General features: G+C 63.9%; 15 protein-coding genes. 7 read left to right on the forward strand and 8 right to left on the reverse strand.

Annotation, left to right across the window (positions count from 1 at the left end; all coding sequences use genetic code 11):
- Nucleotides 1-11 precede the first annotated feature (11 nt).
- Both rsgA and KBA32_RS05200 read right to left on the reverse strand, forming a co-directional pair.
- Nucleotides 12-875, reverse strand: coding sequence for a ribosome small subunit-dependent GTPase A (gene rsgA / locus KBA32_RS05195; protein ID WP_294356183.1), 864 nt, complete (start codon nucleotides 873-875; stop codon nucleotides 12-14).
- The gene (locus KBA32_RS05200) at nucleotides 872-2,122 is read right to left on the reverse strand and encodes a M48 family metallopeptidase (RefSeq protein ID WP_294356185.1); all 1,251 of its coding nucleotides are present in this window, start codon (nucleotides 2,120-2,122) and stop codon (nucleotides 872-874) included. The genes rsgA and KBA32_RS05200 overlap by 4 nt, the downstream gene beginning before the upstream one ends.
- 45 nt (nucleotides 2,123-2,167) lie before the next feature.
- On the opposite strand from KBA32_RS05200, the gene orn reads away from it, so the two are divergent.
- The gene (gene orn / locus KBA32_RS05205; protein WP_294356187.1) at nucleotides 2,168-2,713 is read left to right on the forward strand and encodes an oligoribonuclease; all 546 of its coding nucleotides are present in this window, start codon (nucleotides 2,168-2,170) and stop codon (nucleotides 2,711-2,713) included.
- A 14-nt stretch (nucleotides 2,714-2,727) separates the two neighbouring features.
- On the opposite strand, the gene KBA32_RS05210 is transcribed toward orn, so the two are convergent.
- From KBA32_RS05210 to trxA, 4 genes are all read right to left on the reverse strand, one after another.
- The gene (locus tag KBA32_RS05210) at nucleotides 2,728-4,446 is read right to left on the reverse strand and encodes a glycosyltransferase family 39 protein (protein ID WP_294356189.1); all 1,719 of its coding nucleotides are present in this window, start codon (nucleotides 4,444-4,446) and stop codon (nucleotides 2,728-2,730) included.
- Between the two features lie 102 nt (nucleotides 4,447-4,548).
- Complete coding sequence (gene rpmE, locus KBA32_RS05215; RefSeq protein WP_294356191.1) at nucleotides 4,549-4,764, reverse strand: 50S ribosomal protein L31; 216 nt, start codon at nucleotides 4,762-4,764, stop codon at nucleotides 4,549-4,551.
- Nucleotides 4,765-4,909: 145 nt separating this feature from the next.
- Nucleotides 4,910-6,166 carry a transcription termination factor Rho gene (rho, locus tag KBA32_RS05220; protein WP_294356192.1) on the reverse strand — a complete coding sequence of 419 codons (1,257 nt, stop codon included), beginning with the start codon at nucleotides 6,164-6,166 and terminating at the stop codon, nucleotides 4,910-4,912.
- Between the two features lie 185 nt (nucleotides 6,167-6,351).
- Nucleotides 6,352-6,678 (reverse strand): thioredoxin TrxA, encoded by a 327-nt coding sequence (gene trxA / locus KBA32_RS05225; RefSeq protein ID WP_294356194.1) that lies wholly within the window; start codon nucleotides 6,676-6,678, stop codon nucleotides 6,352-6,354.
- A gap of 243 nt (nucleotides 6,679-6,921) precedes the next feature.
- Here trxA and fdxA point away from each other — a divergent pair, with 243 nt between their 5' ends.
- The 6 genes from fdxA to KBA32_RS05255 all read left to right on the forward strand — a co-directional run bounded on the left by fdxA (nucleotide 6,922) and on the right by KBA32_RS05255 (nucleotide 17,973).
- Complete coding sequence (gene fdxA / locus KBA32_RS05230) at nucleotides 6,922-7,245, forward strand: ferredoxin FdxA (RefSeq protein ID WP_294356197.1); 324 nt, start codon at nucleotides 6,922-6,924, stop codon at nucleotides 7,243-7,245.
- Between the two features lie 19 nt (nucleotides 7,246-7,264).
- Nucleotides 7,265-10,060, forward strand: coding sequence for a PD-(D/E)XK nuclease family protein (locus KBA32_RS05235; RefSeq protein WP_294356199.1), 2,796 nt, complete (start codon nucleotides 7,265-7,267; stop codon nucleotides 10,058-10,060).
- 191 nt (nucleotides 10,061-10,251) lie between these two features.
- Complete coding sequence (locus KBA32_RS05240; protein WP_294356201.1) at nucleotides 10,252-15,927, forward strand: MG2 domain-containing protein; 5,676 nt, start codon at nucleotides 10,252-10,254, stop codon at nucleotides 15,925-15,927.
- A 132-nt stretch (nucleotides 15,928-16,059) separates the two neighbouring features.
- Nucleotides 16,060-17,040 (forward strand): aldo/keto reductase family oxidoreductase, encoded by a 981-nt coding sequence (locus KBA32_RS05245; RefSeq protein WP_294356203.1) that lies wholly within the window; start codon nucleotides 16,060-16,062, stop codon nucleotides 17,038-17,040.
- A complete protein-coding gene (locus tag KBA32_RS05250) occupies nucleotides 17,037-17,615 on the forward strand; it encodes an O-acetyl-ADP-ribose deacetylase (protein WP_294356205.1) in 579 nt (192 codons plus the stop codon). Before KBA32_RS05245 ends, KBA32_RS05250 begins: the two co-directional genes overlap by 4 nt.
- 1 nt (nucleotide 17,616) lies before the next feature.
- A complete protein-coding gene (locus tag KBA32_RS05255; RefSeq protein WP_294356207.1) occupies nucleotides 17,617-17,973 on the forward strand; it encodes a DUF1232 domain-containing protein in 357 nt (118 codons plus the stop codon).
- 67 nt (nucleotides 17,974-18,040) lie between these two features.
- On the opposite strand, the gene KBA32_RS05260 is transcribed toward KBA32_RS05255, so the two are convergent.
- Nucleotides 18,041-18,226 (reverse strand): hypothetical protein, encoded by a 186-nt coding sequence (locus KBA32_RS05260; RefSeq protein ID WP_294356210.1) that lies wholly within the window; start codon nucleotides 18,224-18,226, stop codon nucleotides 18,041-18,043.
- 164 nt (nucleotides 18,227-18,390) lie between these two features.
- Nucleotides 18,391-19,917, reverse strand: a 1,527-nt coding sequence (locus KBA32_RS05265; RefSeq protein ID WP_367113746.1) for a type IIL restriction-modification enzyme MmeI, incomplete at its 5' end; no start/stop codon positions are given.

Genomic DNA, 19,917 nt, shown 5'->3' on the forward strand with positions numbered 1-19,917 from the left:
TTCTCCTGGGGTCAGCCGATTTCGGCACAAAGCGCGCGGAAGGCTGCGTAGCGGCGCGGATCGATCTGGCCGGCTTCGACCGCTGCGCGCACGGCGCAATCGGGTTCCCGGTCGTGGCGGCAATTGCGAAAGCGGCACTTCCCGAGCAGCGGCCGCAGTTCGAGAAAGGCATGTTCGATCTCGCCTGCCGAAAGGTGGCCGAGACCGAATTCCTGCAAGCCGGGCGAGTCGATCAGGGCGGAATCGGCGTCGAGGTGGTAGAGCGTAGCGTGCGTCGTCGTGTGCTTGCCCGAATCGAGCCATTCCGATATTTCGCGCGTCGGTGCATTGGCTTCCGGAATCAGCGCGTTCGTCAGCGTCGATTTGCCCATTCCCGATTGGCCGACGAATACGCTTGTTTGACTAATCAGGAAAGGGCGCAGTGATTCGGCGCCGGCGCGGGCTGAAAGCTCGACGATGCGGTAGCCGAGCTGCGCAAACGGGGCAAGCGCTTCTCTCGCCGCAGCCACACGATCAGCCAGGTCGATCTTGTTGAGTACGATCAATAATTGCAGGCCCTGGCTCTCCGCCGCAGCGATGCAGCGTGTGACCAACTCGTCGGAATACGAAGGCTCGGTGGCCACGACGACGACGATCTGCGTCACGTTGGCGGCGATCAGTTTTTCCTTGAACGCGTTCGAGCGATAAAGCAAGGAGTGACGAGGTTCGATCGCATCGATGACGCCCTGGTCGCCGGTCCGCTGCAACGTGACGTGATCACCGCACGCGACCTCGCTTTTCTTTCCACGCGTGAAGCAGAGCAGCGTTTCTCCGTCCGGCAGTTCGACGCGGTATTGCCGGCCGTGCGCGGCGATGATGGTGCCCCCGATCTTCAAGTCGACGGCCCCGGCTGCGCCAGGCGGGCGATGCGCAACGCCGCCGGCGGATGCGAGTCGTAGAAGAGCGAGTGCAGCGGGTCGGGCGTCAGCGTCGCCGCATTCTCCTCGTAAAGCTTGACGAGCGCCTTGGTCAGCGCGTCGGCAGACGCGTGCTCGCCGGCGTAGCGGTCAGCCTCGAACTCGTGTCGCCGCGAAAGCAGGCTCATCAGCGGAGTGAGCAGGAAAGTAAAGACCGGAACGACGAAGAAGAACAGGATGAGCGCCATCGCCGTGTTCTGCGCCTCTACGCCGAGGCCGCGATAGAACCACTCGGCGTCGATCAGCTGGCCGAGGCAGGCGAGAAAGGCAAGCGACATGGAGAAGAGGAGGGCGATGCGCTTGATCACGTGGCGATGCGTGAAGTGCCCGAGTTCATGCGCGAGCACGGCCTCGACCTCGCCGGGCTGCAGGCGGCTGAGCAGGGTATCGAAGAAGACGATGCGCTTGCTCTTGCCGAAGCCGGTGAAGTAAGCGTTGCCATGGTTCGAGCGCTTCGAGCCGTCCATGACGAAGAGGCCGGAACTGGCGAAGCCGCAGCGGTCGAGCAGCGCTTCGATGCGCGCCTTGAGCGGTGCGTCTTCGAGCGGCGTGAACTTGTTGAACAGCGGCGCGATCCAGGTCGGGTAGAGGAAGAGAACGAGCAGGTTGAAGCCGCACCAGAACAGCCAGACGTAGAGCCACCAGAGCGCCCCCATCTGTTCCATCAGCCAGAGCACGGCGAGCAGCACCGGCGTGCCGATCGCAAGACCGAGCGCCATCTGCTTGAGATGGTCTGCGATGAACAGCTTGAGCGTCATCCGGTTGAAGCCGAACCTCTGCTCGATGACGAACTGCCGATACAGCGCGAACGGCAGGTCGACAAGGCTTGAAATGGCCATGACGCTGAAGATCAAGGCGACACCGTAGGGCAGGCCGTCGATATGGCTGCTCCAGAAAGCGTGCAGCGCTTGCAGTCCACCGCCAAAGGTGAAGGCGAGCAGCACGGCGATCTCGCAAACGAGTGCCAGGCGACCGAATCGTGTCTGAGCGACGGTATAGTCGGCCGCCTTCTGGTGCGCGGCCAGCTCCAGGCGTCCGGCAAATTGCGCTGGCACGGTTGTTCGATGCGCCAGCACGTGCGCGATCTGTCGTTGCGACAACCAGAGACGAATGCCGACCATCAGTGCCAGGGCGAGGAGAAAAGCGAGCGAAAAGGAATTGGCCATTCAGCTGTGCGAAAATTCAGGTTTGGTAAAAATCGGACAGATTATATGGCACAGGATGCGAATAACCTTGTTTGGCTGGACATGGAAATGACCGGTCTCGAACCGGAGCGCGAGCGCATCATCGAGTTGGCGATGATCGTCACCGACAGCAATCTGGAGACCGTGGCCGAGTCGCCGGTCTGGGTGGCGCATCAGTCGGACGCGCAGCTTGATGCGATGGATGACTGGAACAAGAAGACGCACGGCGGAACGGGCTTGATCGAACGAGTCCGTGCGTCGACGCTTGACGAGGCTGCGGTCGAGGCGGCTGCGCTGGCTTTCGTCCGCGAGTACGTCCCGGAGCGCACAAGCCCCATGTGTGGCAATTCGATCGGCCAGGACCGGCGTTTCATGGTGCGCTACATGCCCCTGCTGGAAGCCTGGTTTCATTACCGCAGCATCGACGTGAGTACGCTCAAGGAGCTGTGTCGGCGCTGGAGACCCGATCTCGCCAAGGGCTTCGTGAAGAAGTCCGACCACACGGCGCTGACCGATATCCGCGAATCAATCAACGAACTGAAGTACTACCGCGAGCACTTCATCAAGTTGTGATCGGGTGTTCCGGTTCAGGAATTCCGCAGCGGAGTTTCGTCGGGCGAGAACTGAAAATCGCGAATATCGCCAAGTCCGGATGACTTGAGCTCGCCCGCGTCACGTCGGTAAAGGCGGGTTTTCTCGTTCGAACGCCGGTCGCTCGGACGGTTGCCTTCCCACACCTTGCGCCAGCCGGCGTCGGCCATCTTCTTCGCATCGCGAGGCTCGCCGTACATGACGAGCCAGTGGCATTTCCCGGCTGAAGTGCTGGTGAGCGGGACGGTGCGGATTCCGCTGAAGTAGTCGAGCGTGCCGAGAACGGCATTGGGCAGGTTGGCGTTGACGATGCAATCGATCTTGGGCGGCAGCGCCTTGGCCATACCGGTCGCAATGGATCGGTAGGTCTTTCCGTAGTCGATCCAAGGCATCAAGAGCGTGGCGACCAGAACCCAGAAGAGGGTCAGTCCGGCCATCCAGTGCATGGTGCCGCGCATGGGCGAACGCGGGCTGGTGGCAATCATCCAGAACCAGATCAGCGAAAGCGCCAAGGCAAAGCCGGCGGCGAGCAGATCAATCTGCCCTACGAAGCCCGGATGGAGCCTGACCGCCTGCCGCGCCAGGCGAGCCGGCCAGCCAAAGACCAGCGCTCCCCAGACGATCCAGCAGACCGACAGGAAGAAGGTGAAGGTCATCATGCCGAACCAGTCGAACGCATTGGCGGCGCCTCGACGCAGCGTGCCGACGCCGGGTACGGCGAGCAGAACCAGCGGCGGCAACAGCAAGAGTGCGGCCGAACTGCGTAGCTCAATGAGCAGGCCGAGAATAAGGAGGACGGCAACGAAGGAAAGCCCCGGGAGGGCGATTTGCGGTGTGCGCACTGCCCGGCGCTTTGACCACAACGCCCAGGCGGCCATGGGCAGGGCAGGCCACGCGTACCACAGCAGCAGATTCAGGTAGCGCGGAATGCCGATCAGTGGATTGGCGGGGTTTCGCAGTGGGGCGAACTCATTGTGCAGCAGGGCACTCAGGTAGCCGGGTGCCCGGTATTGCAAGGGAACGATCCAGAGGGCGACGATGGCGGCGGCGAGGGCGATCGCGGCGGCGATCTGCGCGGCACAGCGCTTCCGGTTGTCGGCTTGCCAGATCGTCAGCAGGATTGCCGGAAACAGTGTCAATGCCGGCAACAATCCGTTGGCGAGCAGGCCCAGGGCGACGGACGTTCCTGTTACGACAACGGCTTGGCGTGGTCGGCGCCCCAGCAGCGTCAGGCCCCAATAGGCAGCGGTGTGTGCCGCCAGTGCGGCGAGCATCGGCTGCGCTTCGTGCGCGTGAAAGAGGAATCCGATGCTGCCCGCCAGCAAGAGCGGCGCAGCTGCGGCGTAATCGCGTCGGTGCAGTTCGCGCGCGGCGAGAAGAATGAACTGCAGCGACAGCAAGGTGAACAAGCCGCTGGCGAGGCGCGCGGCATCGTGTGTCGGCAGCAGCCAGGAGAATAGATGCGCGGTGGTCGACGCGACCCAGTAGTAGAACGGTGCGTCGGGGTAGGCTTGTCCGGCGAGTTGCGGCGTCAGCCAGTTGCCGTGGGCAAAGATATCGAAGGCGACGCCGATCGAGATCGCGTCGTCGTGCTTCCACGGATCATGGCCGACCAGTCCGGTGAAAATGTAGATGGCGAGCAGTGCCGCCAGAACCCAGCCGGTGGGCGGTAGGGTAATCCCCTTGAAGCGGGGATGGTCCTGGAGGAAGGGCATGGTCTACGAGAGGGTCCGGGAAGTTTGTCGGGCGAAAAAAAAGCAGCCATGCGGCTGCTTTTTCGCTGAGTCCGCAGGAACTGGCTGCCTGCGTCAGCTGGCTCAGGATGCTTTGTGCATCGAACCGTATTTCTTGTTGAACTTCTCGACGCGACCAGCGGTGTCGATGATCTTCTGCTTGCCGGTGTAGAACGGATGGCAGGCAGAGCATACTTCGACGTGAAGTGCTTTCTTCATCGTTGATTTGGTCTTGAACACGTTGCCGCAGGAGCACGTGACTTCGATTTCGTTGTAATCGGGGTGGATATCGGATTTCATCTTGAGAAATTCCTGTAAGTCAAATCTAGCCGGTTCGATGTAAACATCCGCTACTTCGGTGACCGGCTCCGGAGAACGGGCGATTATCCTTGTTTTTTCTTCAAGTTGCAATCAACAACAATGCAAAACAACGATGCCTTTGCGATCAGCGCCGCATCGAGTCGAAAAACTCGCCGTTGTTCTTGGTCGCCTTGATCTTGTCGAGCAGGAATTCCATCGCTTCGAGGTCGTCCATGTTGTAGAGGAGCTTGCGCAGGACCCACATCTTTTGCAGGACGTCGGGCATGAGCAGCAGTTCTTCGCGGCGCGTGCCGGAGCGATTGACGTTGATCGCCGGATAGACGCGCTTTTCGGCCATGCGGCGGTCGAGGTGGATTTCCAGATTGCCGGTACCCTTGAATTCCTCGTAGATCACGTCGTCCATGCGGCTGCCGGTGTCGATCAGCGCGGTGGCGATGATCGTCAGCGAGCCGCCTTCCTCGATGTTGCGCGCCGCGCCGAAGAAGCGTTTCGGCTTTTGCAGCGCATTGGCGTCGACGCCGCCGGTCAATACCTTGCCGGAGGCCGGTTGCACGGTGTTGTAGGCACGCGCGAGGCGGGTGATCGAGTCGAGCAGGATGACGACGTCCTTCTTGTGCTCGACGAGGCGCTTGGCCTTCTCGATGACCATTTCGGCGACCTGCACGTGGCGGGTGGCCGGTTCGTCGAAGGTCGACGCGACGACTTCGCCGCGCACCGATCGGGTCATTTCGGTGACTTCTTCCGGACGTTCGTCGATCAGCAGGACGATCAGGTTGACGTCCGGGTGGTTGGCCGTGATGGCGTGCGCGATGTGCTGCATCATTACCGTCTTGCCGCTCTTCGGACTGGAGACGAGCAGGCCGCGCTGGCCTTTGCCGATCGGCGCGATGATGTCGACGATGCGGCTGGTGATGTTTTCCTCGCCGCGAATGTCGCGTTCGAGCTTGAGGTGTTTTTCCGGGTGCAGCGGCGTCAGGTTCTCGAACAGGATCTTGTTCTTCGACGCTTCCGGCGGTTCGCCGTTGATCCGATCGACCTTGACCAGCGCGAAGTAGCGTTCGCCGTCCTTCGGCGTGCGGATTTCGCCCTCGATCGTGTCGCCCGTGTGCAGGTTGAATCGCCTGATCTGGCTCGGGCTGACGTAGATGTCGTCGGTGCTGGCGAGGTATGAAGTGTCGGGCGAGCGCAGAAAGCCGAAACCGTCTGGCAGCGTTTCCAGCGTACCGTCACCAAAAATGGTTTCTCCCTTTTTGGCTTGATTCTTGAGCAACGCGAAAATCAGTTCATGCTTGCGTAGCCGGTTGGCTCCCTCGATGCCGTTTTCGACGGCCATGTCGAGTAGCTGACTTACATGTAGGGCTTTGAGTTCGGAGAGGTGCATGAGGAGCGGAAATAATGAATTGGAGATTTGACGCGCTGAGCGCTGACGCGAATGGGGCGCATGTGGAGAGGGGGGTACTGCCGGGATTTTCTGACTGGGAGTGACGCCTGAAAGTTCGCTGTCGACTTTGTTTTTCCTGTTATCAGGTGTCGGCTGCCTGAACTTTCAGGCGGAGGTTAATGGCTTTACAGGTGACTGTCAATGAACGCGGCGAGTTGCGATTTCGACAATGCGCCGACCTTTGTTGCTTCGATGCTGCCGTTTTTGAACAGCATCAGCGTCGGGATGCCACGCACACCGTAGCTGGCCGGGGTTTCCTGATTGTCGTCGATGTTGAGCTTGGCCACTTTCAGACGGCCGGCATACTCCTTGGCAATTTCGTCGAGAATCGGCGCGATCATCTTGCACGGGCCGCACCACTCGGCCCAGTAATCGACGAGGACGGGTTGTTGCGATTGCAGGACATCGGCGGCAAAAGAGTCGTCGGTAACGTAATGGATGTGTTCGCTCATGGGAATACCTCAAGGGTGACTGGGAATGGATGGGGGGGGCCGGAGGGATTTTGCGCAGAGAGAATCTCTGGGTGGCACGTCGGGCTAATCGTAGCGGAAAAATAACCTGTGTGGGAAGAATGAATCGTGGTGCAGAAACTCTTGGCGACGGACGTCAAATCCCTGACGGGGCCGGGGTTTAAGCGCATCTTGGCGGGTAAATGCGCTATAGTTTTTTCCCGCCACTTCCCGAGCGAGACACTCATGGCCTACGTCGTTACCGAGAATTGTATCAAGTGCAAATACACGGACTGTGTCGATGTCTGCCCGGTCGACTGCTTTCACGAGGGGGCGAATTTCCTGGTGATCGATCCGGAAGAGTGCATCGACTGCACGCTGTGCGTCGCCGAGTGTCCGGCCGAAGCGATCTTTGCCGAGGACGATGTGCCGGATGCGCAGCAACGGTTCATCGCCCTGAATGCCGAAATGTCCAGGGTTTGGCCGGTGATTACCGAGCGTCGCGAGCCGCTGCCCGACGCGGACGAATGGAACGGCAAGCCGGACAAGCTTGGCAAGCTCGAACGCTGAGCCGTTGTTCGGAGCGCGCATGCCGGCGAACAACGACGAACTCATCTGTACGGTCTTGCCTCCCGGCAAAGCATTCTTCGACGATCTTGCCGATGAGTTGCTGCAACGACATCGGAACCTGATCGAAACAGGTGACTTGTCGTCGCTGTACGTGCTCGTCCCGGCCTTGCCGATGGCCGTCGAACTGAAGGCGGCCCTGCAGCGCGCCGCGCAGCGCTTGTCGCGGCCGTTGCTGATGCCGCGCTTCGACACGTTGAGCAACTGGGCGCTCGGCGCGCCGTTGCCCGACGTCCCCGAGGCCTTGCCGGCATGCGAGCGGCTCGTTCTTCTGCACGAGGCCTTGCGTGCAAAGGGCTGGTTCGACGAAGCCGCGTTGTGGGGCATCGCGTCGGAAATGGCCGCGCTGTTCGATGAGATGACGGCCGCCGCGGTGTCGCTGGCCGAGGACGAGGCGATGCTTGCCGAGCAACTGCAGCACGCGTATGCGGTGCGCGCCTCGGTCCCACTGGCCTTCGAGGCGCGCGTTGTACATGAACTCTGGCGCGCACTGGGCGCATCGGGTGTGCCGGACAAGGCGGCCGTCTATCGTTTGCGCCTCGCCGGGTTGTTGCGGCAAGCCGAGGCCGCCGGGCAGCCGCAAGCGTTGTTCGTCCTGCTCGATGCGCCGGCGGCCGAAGCTCTGGAGCGTGCCGAACTGGATTTTCTGGTGTCCTACGCACGCGTGCAGCCGCTGAGTGTCGTTCATCCGGCGCCGCGCGAATCTGCTTCGTCACCTCTGATGCAAGCGCTCAATGCTGCCTGGCCGCAGGATCGGGAGACTCCGCTGTTCGAGCGCGCGCAGGCGCTGGCGCAGCGGTTTCCGTCCAGCCCGTTGGCAGACGAGCTTTCGCCAAGGCTGCAACTGGTGCCGACCGCGGGGCGCGAGCCGGAGGCGCTGGCTGCCGTCGCGCAGATTGGCGCATGGCTGAACGCCGGCATGCGCCGCATCGCCCTGATCGCACAGGACCGCCTGACAGCGCGGCGCGTGCGCGCGTTGCTTGAACGCGAAGGCGTGCTCGTTTCCGACGAAACCGGGTGGCTGCTGTCCACCTCGCGCGCGGCGGCGGCGGCCGACGCGCTGATCGAAACCGCAGCCAGCAACGCGTATTTCAAAGACCTGCTCGATCTGTGCAAATCGCCGTTCTTCTTCGCAGAAACCGATGAGAGCGAGCGCAAGGCGGCGGTCTACGCGATTGAATCAGCGATCCGCGCAGCATCGGTCAAGACCGAGCTGCCGCGCATCCGGCGCTGCCTGCTCGACGCCGAGGCGGGCGACGCGAAGACCTTGGGCCTTGCTCTGCTCGACCGCATCGAAGCAGCGACGACCTTGCTGCGTGCCAGGCCGGCTCCGCTGGTGCGCTGGATCAACCGGCTGCACAAGGCGCTCGAAGTGCTCGGTGCGCTCGCGTCGCTCGCCGACGACGTGGCCGGACGGTCGCTGCTCGATCTGCTCGAAAAACGTCGCGGCGAGCTGGAAAACAACACGGCGGTATTCGCCTTCAACGCGTGGCGCGACTGGCTCAACCGCGAGTTCGAAGCGGCCAGTTTCCGCGATGGCAGCATCAATAGCCCGATCGTCATCACGCCGCTCAACGCGGTGTGCCTGCGCCACTTTGAGGCCGCTTTGCTGCTTGGCGGCGACGTCCGGCAACTCGCGCCGGCCGGCAACGGCGAGTTCTTCAACCAGTCGGTACGGCGCGAGTTGGGCTTGCGCACGCGCGAGGACGGTGAGCGCGAATTGCGCCGCGATCTCGAACTTCTTCTGGCGACCGTTCCACGCATCGCGGTGACCTGGCAATCAACGCAGAACGGCGAAGCCAATCTGCTCGCGCCGGAACTCTCGCTGCTGTCGACGCTGCATCAACTGGCCTGGGGCGACGATCTGCATCGCCGGCCGCTCGCGGCGCGTCCCGAGGCCGATGCGGATGCTGTGACCGCACCGCAGCCGACAACGTTGGCGTCGCCGGTCGCGCCGCTCGAACTGATTCCGCAGCGCGTCTCGGTCAGCGGCTACTCCAGCCTCGTCGCCTGCCCATACCGTTTCTTTGCCCGGCATGTGCTGGGCCTCGGCGAAATGGATGAAGTAAGCGAGGAAATGGGCAAGGCCGATTACGGCGCGCTGGTGCATCGCGTACTTGAAAGTTTCCACAAACGTCATTCGCTGATTTCGGCGTTGGCGGAAAACGAGGCGTTGATCGAGCTGCAATCCTGTGTTGCCGAAGTTTTTGCGCCGGCGGTCAAAGAGAATTTTCTGGCGCTTGGCTGGCGTCTGCGCTGGGAGAAGCGTCTGCAGGCCTATCTCGATTGGCAGCGTGCGCAGGAAGCCGGAGGTTGGCGCTGGGACGTGGCCGAGGAGCGCGTGAGCCGGGCGGTGCCTTTGCCGGATGGCGCCAGCATCGAACTCTACGGGCGCATCGACCGCATCGACCGCAATATCGACGACGAAGTCGGTGCCGCGCTTTTCGACTACAAGACGCAGTCGGCCAAGGTTATTCGTGATCGACTGAAAGACGACGTCCAGCTTCCGGCGTACGCGCTGATGCACGGCCGCGCGGCGCAGGCGGCGTATGTGGCGCTTGACGATGAATCGGTTGTCGCGGTGACATCAGGCAGTGAAAATAAGCCTTTGATGGTTGAGGCAGAAGGACAAGGGTTGCGCCTGAGTACCGTTTTTGGCGCTCTTCGTGCGGGGGCTCAGCTGCCGGCGCACGGGGCTGACGGGGTATGCACGTGGTGCGAGATGAGCGGGTTGTGCCGAAGGGGTTTTGTTGGATGAAAGAGGTAAAAGCACTTCTTGTTCGGATGAGTCAGAACTGCGGCGGTGCCTTTTTTGTTTGGTGAATCGCCACGCGCGTCGCGGGCGCTTTTCAACCAACTATAATCTGGCGCTCTGCCAAATGTCATGCCGGAGCTGCCATGTCGTCACCGCGTCCTCGTTCTGCCTTGCTTGGCGGATTCTTTCTAGCAATGTTGGCCCTGAGCTCGGCGCACGCCGCGGGCGTGCGCCAGTTTTCGCCGCAGGGCGAAGTCGATCAGCCGATTCGCGCGACGGCGGTGTTTTCCGCCAACATGGCGCAGCTCGGCCGACCCGATGGCCCGTCGCCATTTGTCGTCGATTGCGGTGACGTGAAGGGCCGGGCGCGCTGGGGCGATGCGCGCAACTGGTCGTATACGCTGGAACGTCCGCTGCAAGCCGGTGAGCGTTGCGATTTCCGGCTCAAGCCGGGTTTGACGGCAATCAACGGCGAGGCTATTTCCGGCGAGAGCAGCTACGCCTTCTTCGCACCGGGGCCGTGGCCGCGTTCGATCACACCGCGCCCCGGCGGGCCTGTCGAGGAGGACCAGGCCTTCCTGATAGACGCCAGCGCCGCGCTCAAGAATGACTCGGTCGAGCGCAACGTATGGTGCGAGGCGGATGGCGTCGGCAATCGCATTTCGGTGCGCGTACTCCCGGACGTGACGCGCAACGAAATCCTGGCGTCCCTGAGCCGCGACGTTCGGCCCGACTTGCTGGCGATTGCCTGCGCGGAGCGCCTGCCCGCCGGTGCGAAGATGCGCCTCGTATGGGGCAAGGGCGTGGAGGCGCAGAATGGCGCCCGCGCGAGCCGCGACGAGGGGTTCGCCTATGTCGTGCGCGAGCCGTTCAGCGCGAGTTTTACCTGCGAGCGGGAGAAGGCCAACGCGCCCTGTTCGCCGTTGGCCGACATGCGGGTCGAGTTCTCCGTCCCGTTTGACCTCAAGCTGGCGCAGCGCGCCCGCCTCATTTCGCCGGACGGAACGCGCTCGCCCTATCTGCCGATTCAGGAGAGCGCCCGCGAGAATACGGTGGCAACCTTGACCTTCAAGGGGCCATTCCCGCAGAACGCGGAACTCAAGATTGAACTGCCGTCTGATTTGAAGGACGAGGCGGGGCGCGCGTTGTCGAACGCCGCGAGTTTTCCGCTAAAGGTGCGCACGGCGGCACTGCCGCCGCTGGCGAAATTTCCTGGCGCATTCGGCATTCTGGAACTCAAGGAAGGCGGTGTCTTGCCGGTGACGCTGCGCAACGTCGAAGCCAGACTGCCGGTCGCCGATCTGCCGATGCCGTCCGCGAACGCGCACCGCTTCAGCGAGAAGCGTCTGACCGACGACGCCGAAGTCATTGCCGCGATCAAGACCATCGCGCAATTCGAGCAGCAGACGCAGAGCCATACGCTGGGCGAGGGCGACTCGGCTTACGAGTACGTTGATCCCTACTACGCGCGGGAATTCTCGTTCCTCAAGGGCAAGACCGGCGTCGCCAGCCAGGAGTTGCCGAAGCCAGGCGGCAGCGCCGAGTTCGAAGTGGTCGGCATTCCGCTGCAGAAGCCGGGCTTTCACATCGTCGAGATCGAGAGCCGCCTGCTCGGCGCGGCGCTGCTGGCGACGCCGAAGCCGATGTACGTGCGCACTACGGCGCTGGTCACCAACATGGCCGTGCATCTCAAACGCGGCCGGGACAATGGGCTGGTCTGGGTGACGGCGCTCGATAGCGGCAAGCCGGTGGTCGGCGCCGAAGTGCGCGTCTCGGGCTGCGACGGCAAGTCCTTGTGGCAGGGGCGCAGCGATGCGCAGGGGCGGGCGCTGATCGACGTCGAGCTGACAGCGCCGAGTTGCGACGACGACAACTTCATCTTCGCCAGCGCGCGCCTGGGCGAGGACTACAGCTTCGTGCGCTCCGACTGGAACGACGGCATCGAGCCGTGGCGCTTCGGCGTCGAGACCTGGGGCGACTACGAGCCGCGCAAGATTCATACGATCCTCGATCGCAGCCTTTTCCGCGCCGGCCAGACGGTGTCGATGAAGCACATCGCACGCGAGCGGAACAGCCGCGCTTTTGCCTACCCCGACAGCAAGTCCTTGCCGAGCGAGCTGGTGATCCGCCACGAAGGCAGCAACGACGAATTCCGCCAGCCGCTCAGCTGGGACAAGCGCGGCGTCGCCACCAACCAGTGGAAGATTCCCGACTCGGCCAAGCGCGGCACCTATCAGATCGAATTGCGCAGCGCCGAAGATGGTTCGGGCGGCAGCGCCTACACCGGCGAATTCCGCGTCTCGGACTTCCGCCTGCCCGTCTTCTCCGGCAGCGTGCAAGGCACGTCGGCGCAACTCGTCGCGCCGCGCGAGGTGCCGCTGGCGCTCGGCCTCAATTTCCTCAACGGCGGCGCCGCCAAGGGGGCGCAGGTCGAGGTGTCGACGACGCTGCGGCCGCGCTGGCCGGAGTACAAGAACTACGAAGGTTTCCACTTCATCGTCGATTTCGACGAGGAGGGGCGCTCGGCGTTCGCCGTCGACGACAATCGCGAAGAGGAACGTCTGATCAGCGACAAGGAAGCGGTGACGCTCGACCAGGCCGGCGCGGGCAAGCTCAACGTCGCACTGCCGGTGCGCATCAAGGGGCCGAGCGAACTGTATGCGGAGATGACTTTCGCCGATCCGAACGGCGAGATGCAGACCATTCACGGTTCGGTCGAACTCGCGCCGTCGGGCGTCGTGGCCGGGATCAAGGTCAAGGATTGGGCGTCGGTCAGCGAGCAGGGCATGGTCGAGGTGGTGACGCTCGATACGGAGGGCAAGCCGGTCGCCGATGTGCCGGTCAAGCTGATGGCCAAGCGCCGCATCGACTACAGCCATCGCAAGCGCATCGTCGGCGGCTTCTACGCCTACGAGCACCACACCGAGTTCGCCGATCTCGGCGAGATCTGCAAGGGTCGGAGCGATTCGCGCGGCAAGTTCCAGTGCGCCATCGAGTCGAGCGAAGCGGGCAATGTCTATCTGCTCGCCGAAACGAGCGACAAGGCGGGCAACGTGTTCTACGCCGGCACCAGCTACTGGGTCAGCGGGCACGGCGATCTGTGGTTCACCGCCGGCAACCAGGATCGCATCGACGTGATCCCGGAGAAGCGCAGCTACGCGCCCGGCGAAACGGCACGCCTCCAGGTGCGCACGCCCTTCCGCGAAGCGACGGCGCTGGTCTCGATCGAAGCCGCAGGCATCATCGACACGCAGGTCGTCGAACTGTCACGCTTCAAACCGGTGATCGAATTGCCGGTCAAGGGCGAGTGGGGGCCGAATGTGTTCGTCTCGGTGCTCGCCGTGCGCGGCCGCGTCGAGCCGCTCAAGTGGTATTCCTTCTTCTCCTGGGGCTGGCGTGAGCCGGCCGCGTGGTTCAAGGAGTGGTGGAATCCGTCGCTGCCGACGGCGATGGTCGATCTGGCGAAGCCGGTGTACAAGGTCGGGCTGGCGAACATCGAGGTCGGCATCGAGGCGTTCAAGCTCAAGGTCGAGGTGACGCCCGACAAGAATGACTACCAGCCGCGCGACAAGGCGCAGGTGAAGATCAAGGTGACGCAGGCCGACGGCAAGCCGGTCCCGGCAGGGACCGAGGTCGCCTTCGCCGCCGTCGACCAGGCGCTGCTCGAACTGCGTCCGAACGAGAGCTGGAATCTGCTCGATGCCATGTTGCCGAAGCGCGCCTACCAAGTGCAGACGGCGACTGCGCAATCGCAGGTGATCGGCAAGCGCCATTTCGGCAAGAAAGCGCTGCCGCCCGGTGGCGGCGGCGGACGCGCGCCGGCACGCGAGCTGTTCGATACGCTGCTCGTGTGGAACCCGCGCGTCGTCCTCGACGCCAACGGTAGCGCAACCATCGACGTGCCGCTCAATGACTCGCTGACCGAGTTCAAGCTTGTCGCCGTCGCTGACGCCGGCCCCGGTTTCTTCGGCACCGGCAGCGGCAGTCTGCGCACACGGCAGGATCTGCACCTTATCTCCGGTCTGCCGCCGTTGGTGCGCGAGAACGACCGTTACGGCGCCTTGCTGACCGTGCGCAACGGCACGGCGAAGGCGATGGACGTCGAGCTGAGCGCGAAAGCGGGCGAGCGCTCGCTCGAGACGAAGACGGTGAAGCTCGATCCCGAGAGCGCCGCCGAGGTCGCGTGGACGAACGAGGCGCCGGAAGGCGACACGGCGCTGGCCTGGGAGTTCGAAGCCAGGGACAAATCCGGGGCGGCGACCGACCGCCTGCGCATCACGCAGCAGGTCGCGCCCGCCGTGCCGATCACCGTTCAGCAGGCCACCTTGGCACGCGTCGAAGGCGAGCTGGAGATACCGGCTGCCGTGCCGACCGGTGCGGTTGTCGGCAAGAACGGACCGCTCGGCGGCATCGAAGTCGCGCTCGCGGCCCGCCTCTCCATGCCACCGCCGGGCATCAAGCGCTTTTTCGAGACGTACCCGTTCGTCTGCCTCGAACAGAAAACGTCAGTCGCCATCGGCCTGCGCGACGCCGAGCGCTGGCAGCAGGTCGTCGAGGCGCTGCCGACCTACCTCGACGCCAACGGCCTGGCGCGCTACTTTCCGGGAGAGGAACGCGGCAATGCCGGCAGCCCGGCGCTCACCGCCTACCTTCTCGACGCGAGCCTCGCCGCAGGTTTCGAGATTCCGCCGGAACTCGCGCAGCGCATGGGACGCGGCCTGACGGCGTTTGCCGAAGGACGCATCAAGCCCGAACACTGGTCGCCACAAAGTGACCTCGTGGTGCGCAAGCTCACGGCGATCGAGGCGTTGACGCGGCGCGGCCAAAAACCGCTCTCGGCGCTGTCGAGCCTCGAAGTCGAGCCTTTGCGCCTGCCGACCTCGGCATTGATCGACTGGTATCTGATCGTCAAGCGGCTGGGCGATTTGCCGGCGCGTGCGGAAAAGCTGGCGGCGGCCGAGCGCGAACTGCGCAATCGACTCTCCTACGTTGGTGGCCGGCTCGTCTTCACCAGCGAGCGTTCCGATTACTGGTGGTGGCTGATGGTCAGCGGCGACGCCAACGCCTTCCGCCTGATCGAAGCGGTGATCGACGACCCGGCGTGGGCCGAGGATCTGCCAGCGCTGGTGCAGGGGGCCATGCTGCGCCAGCAGCGCGGCCGCTGGCTGACGACGGTCGCCAACGTCTGGGCGAGTCTCGTCCTTGAGCGCTTCGGACAGGCCTTCGAGAAGGATGCGGTGACCGGCAGCACGCAAATGACGCTCGGCTCCGTTCCAGCGCAGAACTTCGCGTGGCACGGTAAAAACGACGAAACGAACCGGCAGCTGATGCCGTGGCCGGCGAAACCCTCCACCAACGATACGCTGCGCATCATGCACGAAGGCTCCGGCAAGCCGTGGGCGACGATGCAGGTGCTCGCCGCCGTGCCGGTGAAGGAGGCGGTGGCCAACGGCTTCCGCGTGACGCGCGAAGTCACGCCGATGCAGGAAAAGCTGACGGGCAAGGTTTCGCGCGGCGACGTCTGGCGCGTGCGCCTGACGGTCGAGTCCGGGCAGGAGATGAGCTGGGTCGTGCTCAACGACCCGATTCCGGCCGGCGCGCGTATCCTCGGCGAAGGCGACGGCCGCGATTCGCACATCGCCGGCATGGAGGCGCGCGATACCGGCAACGCCTGGCCGGCCTACGTCGAACGTACCTTCGGCGCGTATCGTGCCTACTATGGCTACGTGCCGCGCGGCATCTTCAGTACCGAATACACGGTGCGCCTCAACAACGCCGGCGAGTTCGCGCTGCCTGCCACGCGCGTCGAGGCGATGTACGCGCCCGAGGTGTTCGGCGAAGTGCCGAATGCGAAAGTCGTCGTCGAGTGAGCGGCGCCCGTGAGATCCATCGTCGCCGGATGCCTGCGCACGCACCTGTCATCCGCCGGCGATCGGGTTTAGCATAGGGACTTCCCCCGGGCCGTTCGCGGCCCGCCACGACCAATCCAGCGGAGCGCCATCATGGAATATCTGAATCTTCCCCACACCGATCTGCGAGTTTCGCGCCTGATTGCCGGCTGCATGGGGCTGGGCGGTGGATGGGGGCGCAGTACCGTGATCAACGCGCCGATCGAAAAGCAGGCGCGCGATTTCGTCGATACCGCGCTGGAACTCGGAATCAACTTTTTCGACCACGCCAACATCTACGCGCGCGGGCGGGCCGAAGAAGTTTTCGGGCGCCTCTTCAAACAGCAGCCGTCACTGCGCGACCGCATGATTCTGCAATCGAAGGTGGGCATACGCTGGGCGGACGACCCGGCCGGCACGCCGCAGCGCTTCGATTTCAGCTACGAGCACATCGTCGAGGCGGTCGATGCGATCCTGCGGCGCCTCAATACCTCGCACCTCGACATCCTGCTCCTGCACCGCCCCGATCCCCTGATGGAAGGCGAGGAGGTGGCGCGCGCCTTTGCTCGCCTGAAAAAGGAGGGCAAGGTGCGCTATTTCGGTGTCTCCAACCAGAACCGCTCGACCATGGAGTACCTGCAGCACTTCCTGCCCGATCCGCTGATTGCCAATCAACTCGAGATGAACCTGCTGCACAGCGGCTTCGCCGAGGCGACGATTTCCTTCAACCAGGCTGCGCCCGCCTACCCGGACGGCTGGGAGGGCGTCGTCGAGTATTGCCGGCTCAACGGCGTCACGCTGCAGGCGTGGAGTCCGCTGGCGCGCGGCCTGTTGAGCGGCGGCGATCTGGATGACGTTGGCCCGGCCGTGGTGAAGACCGCCGCGCTGGTCCGGGAACTGGCGGGTGCCTACGGCGTCAGCGCTGAAGCGATCGTCCTCGCCTGGCTGCTGCGCCATCCGGCCGGGATCATGCCGGTTCTCGGAACGAGCCGCAGCGACCGGCTGCACGCCTGTGCCGGGAGCGTGCAGGTTAAGCTGGCGCGTGACGAGTGGTATCGCCTGTTCGAGGCCGCGCGCGGCGCCCCGATGCCATGAGCGCCGACGGCGGTGTCGACGGTGTCGGCGGGCCGGACGTGCCGGTCCGTCTGGCGGCGATCCTGGCCGACATCACCCGTCTGCCGGTCGACGCAATCGTCAATGCGGCGAATTCGTCGCTGCTCGGCGGTGGCGGCGTCGATGGTGCGATCCATCGCGCGGCCGGGCCGGAACTGCTGGCCGAGTGCCGCACCCTGGGCGGCTGCCCCACGGGCGAGGCCAGGCTGACGCGCGCTTACCGGCTGCCGGCGCGCTTCGTCATCCACACCGTCGGACCCGTCTGGCACGGCGGCGGTCACGGCGAGCCGGCGCTGCTTGCCTCATGCTACCGGGCGTCGCTGAGACTGGCCGCGGCGAACGGGATCGAATCGCTGGCGTTTCCGGCGATCAGCACCGGGGTCTATGGCTATCCGGTCGAATGCGCCGCAGAAATCGCCGTTACCACCGTACGTCAGGCATTGTCGACGGGCGGCGGCGGGTTGAAGGAGGTCGTGTTCTGCTGTTTCTCGTCGCACGATCTGCAGCTCTACGAGCGGCTTCTCGCTGCGACTTCCCGATTGCATCAGGAGGCTTAGCGTGCGCAAGGAAAAGCACGAACGGCTCGGGTTCGAGAATGAGTATTCCGAGAATCGATTCTGGGAAAAGGTCACGGCCTACGCGCGCACCGCCGGCAAGGAAGTGGTCGAGAAGGCGCTGTGGCTCTATTACTCCGCGCAGCATCCCGGAACGCCAGCGTGGGCGAAGTCGGTCATCTACGGGGCGCTGGGCTACTTCATCTTCCCGCTCGATGCCATTCCCGACCTGACGCCGATTGCCGGTTACGCCGACGATCTCGGCGTCCTCGTCGCCGCGCTGGCGACAGTCGCCGTCTATGTAAACGACGAAATCAAGGCCAAGGCCGCGGCAAGAATCGAGGCGTGGTTCGGCCCGTAAGGGCCGGGCTCGGTCCCGGCGCGAATGATTCCCGCACAACCCACTCGTTGTGCAAGGACCCGAGCTTTCAGACTTTCTCGTGCTTCGCTGCCCGGGGGCGGAAGCCGAGCGCAGTCATCAGCATTTCGAATTCCTCGTAGGTGGCCTCAGAGACTTCAGTCTTCCGACGATCGGCGATGCGACGACGCTCGGCACAGCCGGACGGCGGACCGAAGTCCTGGATACGCCGGTCACTCATTCTTTTCCTAGCCATATAACCTCCGGGATTCTTACGGTTATGACACAAGGCAAGTCAATGTTGTCACTGTCGGACGTGGCTATGTATCCGTAGTTTCCGCTTCTCCGGATATTCCCACCCTACATTCCCGCTCCCCCATCCAAACGGGCGCAATAACCGAAGCGCACTGCGCCGAATGACTACCCGACCACCCGTCCCTCCACGTCACGCCGCGCGCGGCCGAGGGCTTCGAGGGTGTCGATGATCTGCGGCAGGCGTTTTTTCCATGGGCCTTTGCCGGTGAAGCGGGCGGCGAGGTCGGCGAGGGTGAGCGGCGCGGACGACGCGGCGAGCACGCGGGCGACGGCGGCGACCTGTTCGGGCAGCGAAGCCGGCCAGGGATCGCGCGGCGTTGCCGCCGTACTCGCGACCTTCGTCGTGTCGTCGCCGGTCGCCGCGTCCTGATCGGCTTCCTCGGCAAGCGCGTTGGCGGCGCCCGCATTCGCGGGCTTGCCGGCCGGGTGCTGGTATTCGGGACGCAGCCAGCGGATCTGGCCTTTGGCTTCTTCGGCCGCGCGTTCGGCGTTGAGCGCGACGAGGCGGACGAGCAGGGTCTCGCTGGCGGCTTCCTTTTGCGCGGCGTCCGCCAGCAGCGGCGCGAGATCGCCCCAGCCGTAGGCGGCGAGCACGGCGGCGTCGAGTTCGTCGTGCAGGGTCTTGAGCACGCTGACCAGCCCGTGTTCGTGGATGACTTTTTCCTTGGCGTTCAGCGCCTCGCCGGTCTTCAGCTTTTCCAGCACGTTGTACATCCCGGTCAGCGTCAGCGTCGCGTGCGCGGCCTGCTGGCGCTTGCGGTGCGCGTCGAGCTGCTCGGCGAGGTCGCGGATGCGGGTGGTTTGTTCGGGGGTGGCGGCGGGAAACGGAAATGGCTCAAAGCAGCGCGACTTGTTGTAGCGCGGATCGTTCCCGATGCCAAGGCGACCGCCAGCAGCCAGCGCCCAGACTACATGCACACAGGACGACAACACGCCGAGGTGAAAAGCGTCGGCGCTCGCAATGCAGACCAGCATATTGTCCGGCGCAATCTCGGCGTCGAGAAACTGGAAAGCGCGGTGTTTGGCGGTTTCGACGGTCGCGATGTAGCGCGGCAGACCTTTCAACTGGGCGCGCAGTTTCGGGTTTTGCTCGCCGAACAACCACCAGTTGAGGCGGCGGCTCTCGCGGTTGTTGTTGTCGCGCTCGGGCTTTACCCGCTCCAAGACCCACTGGTAAGTCACCGGGTAGCGGCTGCGTACCTGCTCCGCAGTCAGCCCGAAAGGATCGATGACCTTCACGCCACGCGGTCGCTCGGTCAGGTCGCGACCGTTTCGGTAAGCCTTGATCGGCGCATCCATTTCAAAGCGCGATGCTTCTTCAGGCGGCACGATGAACCCCGCGCCGAAAAGACAGAAACCACGATTGCTCAAATCGCCGTTGGCCTTCAACGCCATCGCCGCCGCCACATTCGCCCCGATCCGCAAATCGGCGTGCAGCAGGCCGTTTTGTTCCAGCAGCGTCACGTGCAGCCCTTCGCCCTTGCCTTCGCGCTCGTCGGTGACGTTGAGCAGGCGGCCTTCTCCGCTCGCGCCGGCGGCGCCGACGGTCATGGCGATGCGCACCGCGGCGCCGTCGGCGCTGTCGACCCACGGGTGATCGGGGATGGCGAAGGCGAGGTGGAAGCCACCCTC

The sequence above is a fragment of the Propionivibrio sp. genome, from assembly GCF_017995515.1.
In the GTDB taxonomy this organism is placed as follows: Bacteria; Pseudomonadota; Gammaproteobacteria; order Burkholderiales; family Rhodocyclaceae; genus Propionivibrio.

What these genes read in the sequence shown, in the direction of transcription:
- KBA32_RS05200 (WP_294356185.1), bottom strand. Translation starts at nt 2,122, where the DNA reads ATGGCCAATTCCTTTTCGCTCGCTTTTCTCCTCGCCCTGGCACTGATG.
- orn (WP_294356187.1), top strand. Translation starts at nt 2,168, where the DNA reads ATGGCACAGGATGCGAATAACCTTGTTTGGCTGGACATGGAAATGACC.
- KBA32_RS05210 (WP_294356189.1), bottom strand. Translation starts at nt 4,446, where the DNA reads ATGCCCTTCCTCCAGGACCATCCCCGCTTCAAGGGGATTACCCTACCG.
- rpmE (WP_294356191.1), bottom strand. Translation starts at nt 4,764, where the DNA reads ATGAAATCCGATATCCACCCCGATTACAACGAAATCGAAGTCACGTGC.
- rho (WP_294356192.1), bottom strand. Translation starts at nt 6,166, where the DNA reads ATGCACCTCTCCGAACTCAAAGCCCTACATGTAAGTCAGCTACTCGAC.
- trxA (WP_294356194.1), bottom strand. Translation starts at nt 6,678, where the DNA reads ATGAGCGAACACATCCATTACGTTACCGACGACTCTTTTGCCGCCGAT.
- fdxA (WP_294356197.1), top strand. Translation starts at nt 6,922, where the DNA reads ATGGCCTACGTCGTTACCGAGAATTGTATCAAGTGCAAATACACGGAC.
- KBA32_RS05235 (WP_294356199.1), top strand. Translation starts at nt 7,265, where the DNA reads ATGCCGGCGAACAACGACGAACTCATCTGTACGGTCTTGCCTCCCGGC.
- KBA32_RS05240 (WP_294356201.1), top strand. Translation starts at nt 10,252, where the DNA reads ATGTTGGCCCTGAGCTCGGCGCACGCCGCGGGCGTGCGCCAGTTTTCG.
- KBA32_RS05245 (WP_294356203.1), top strand. Translation starts at nt 16,060, where the DNA reads ATGGAATATCTGAATCTTCCCCACACCGATCTGCGAGTTTCGCGCCTG.
- KBA32_RS05250 (WP_294356205.1), top strand. Translation starts at nt 17,037, where the DNA reads ATGAGCGCCGACGGCGGTGTCGACGGTGTCGGCGGGCCGGACGTGCCG.
- KBA32_RS05260 (WP_294356210.1), bottom strand. Translation starts at nt 18,226, where the DNA reads ATGGCTAGGAAAAGAATGAGTGACCGGCGTATCCAGGACTTCGGTCCG.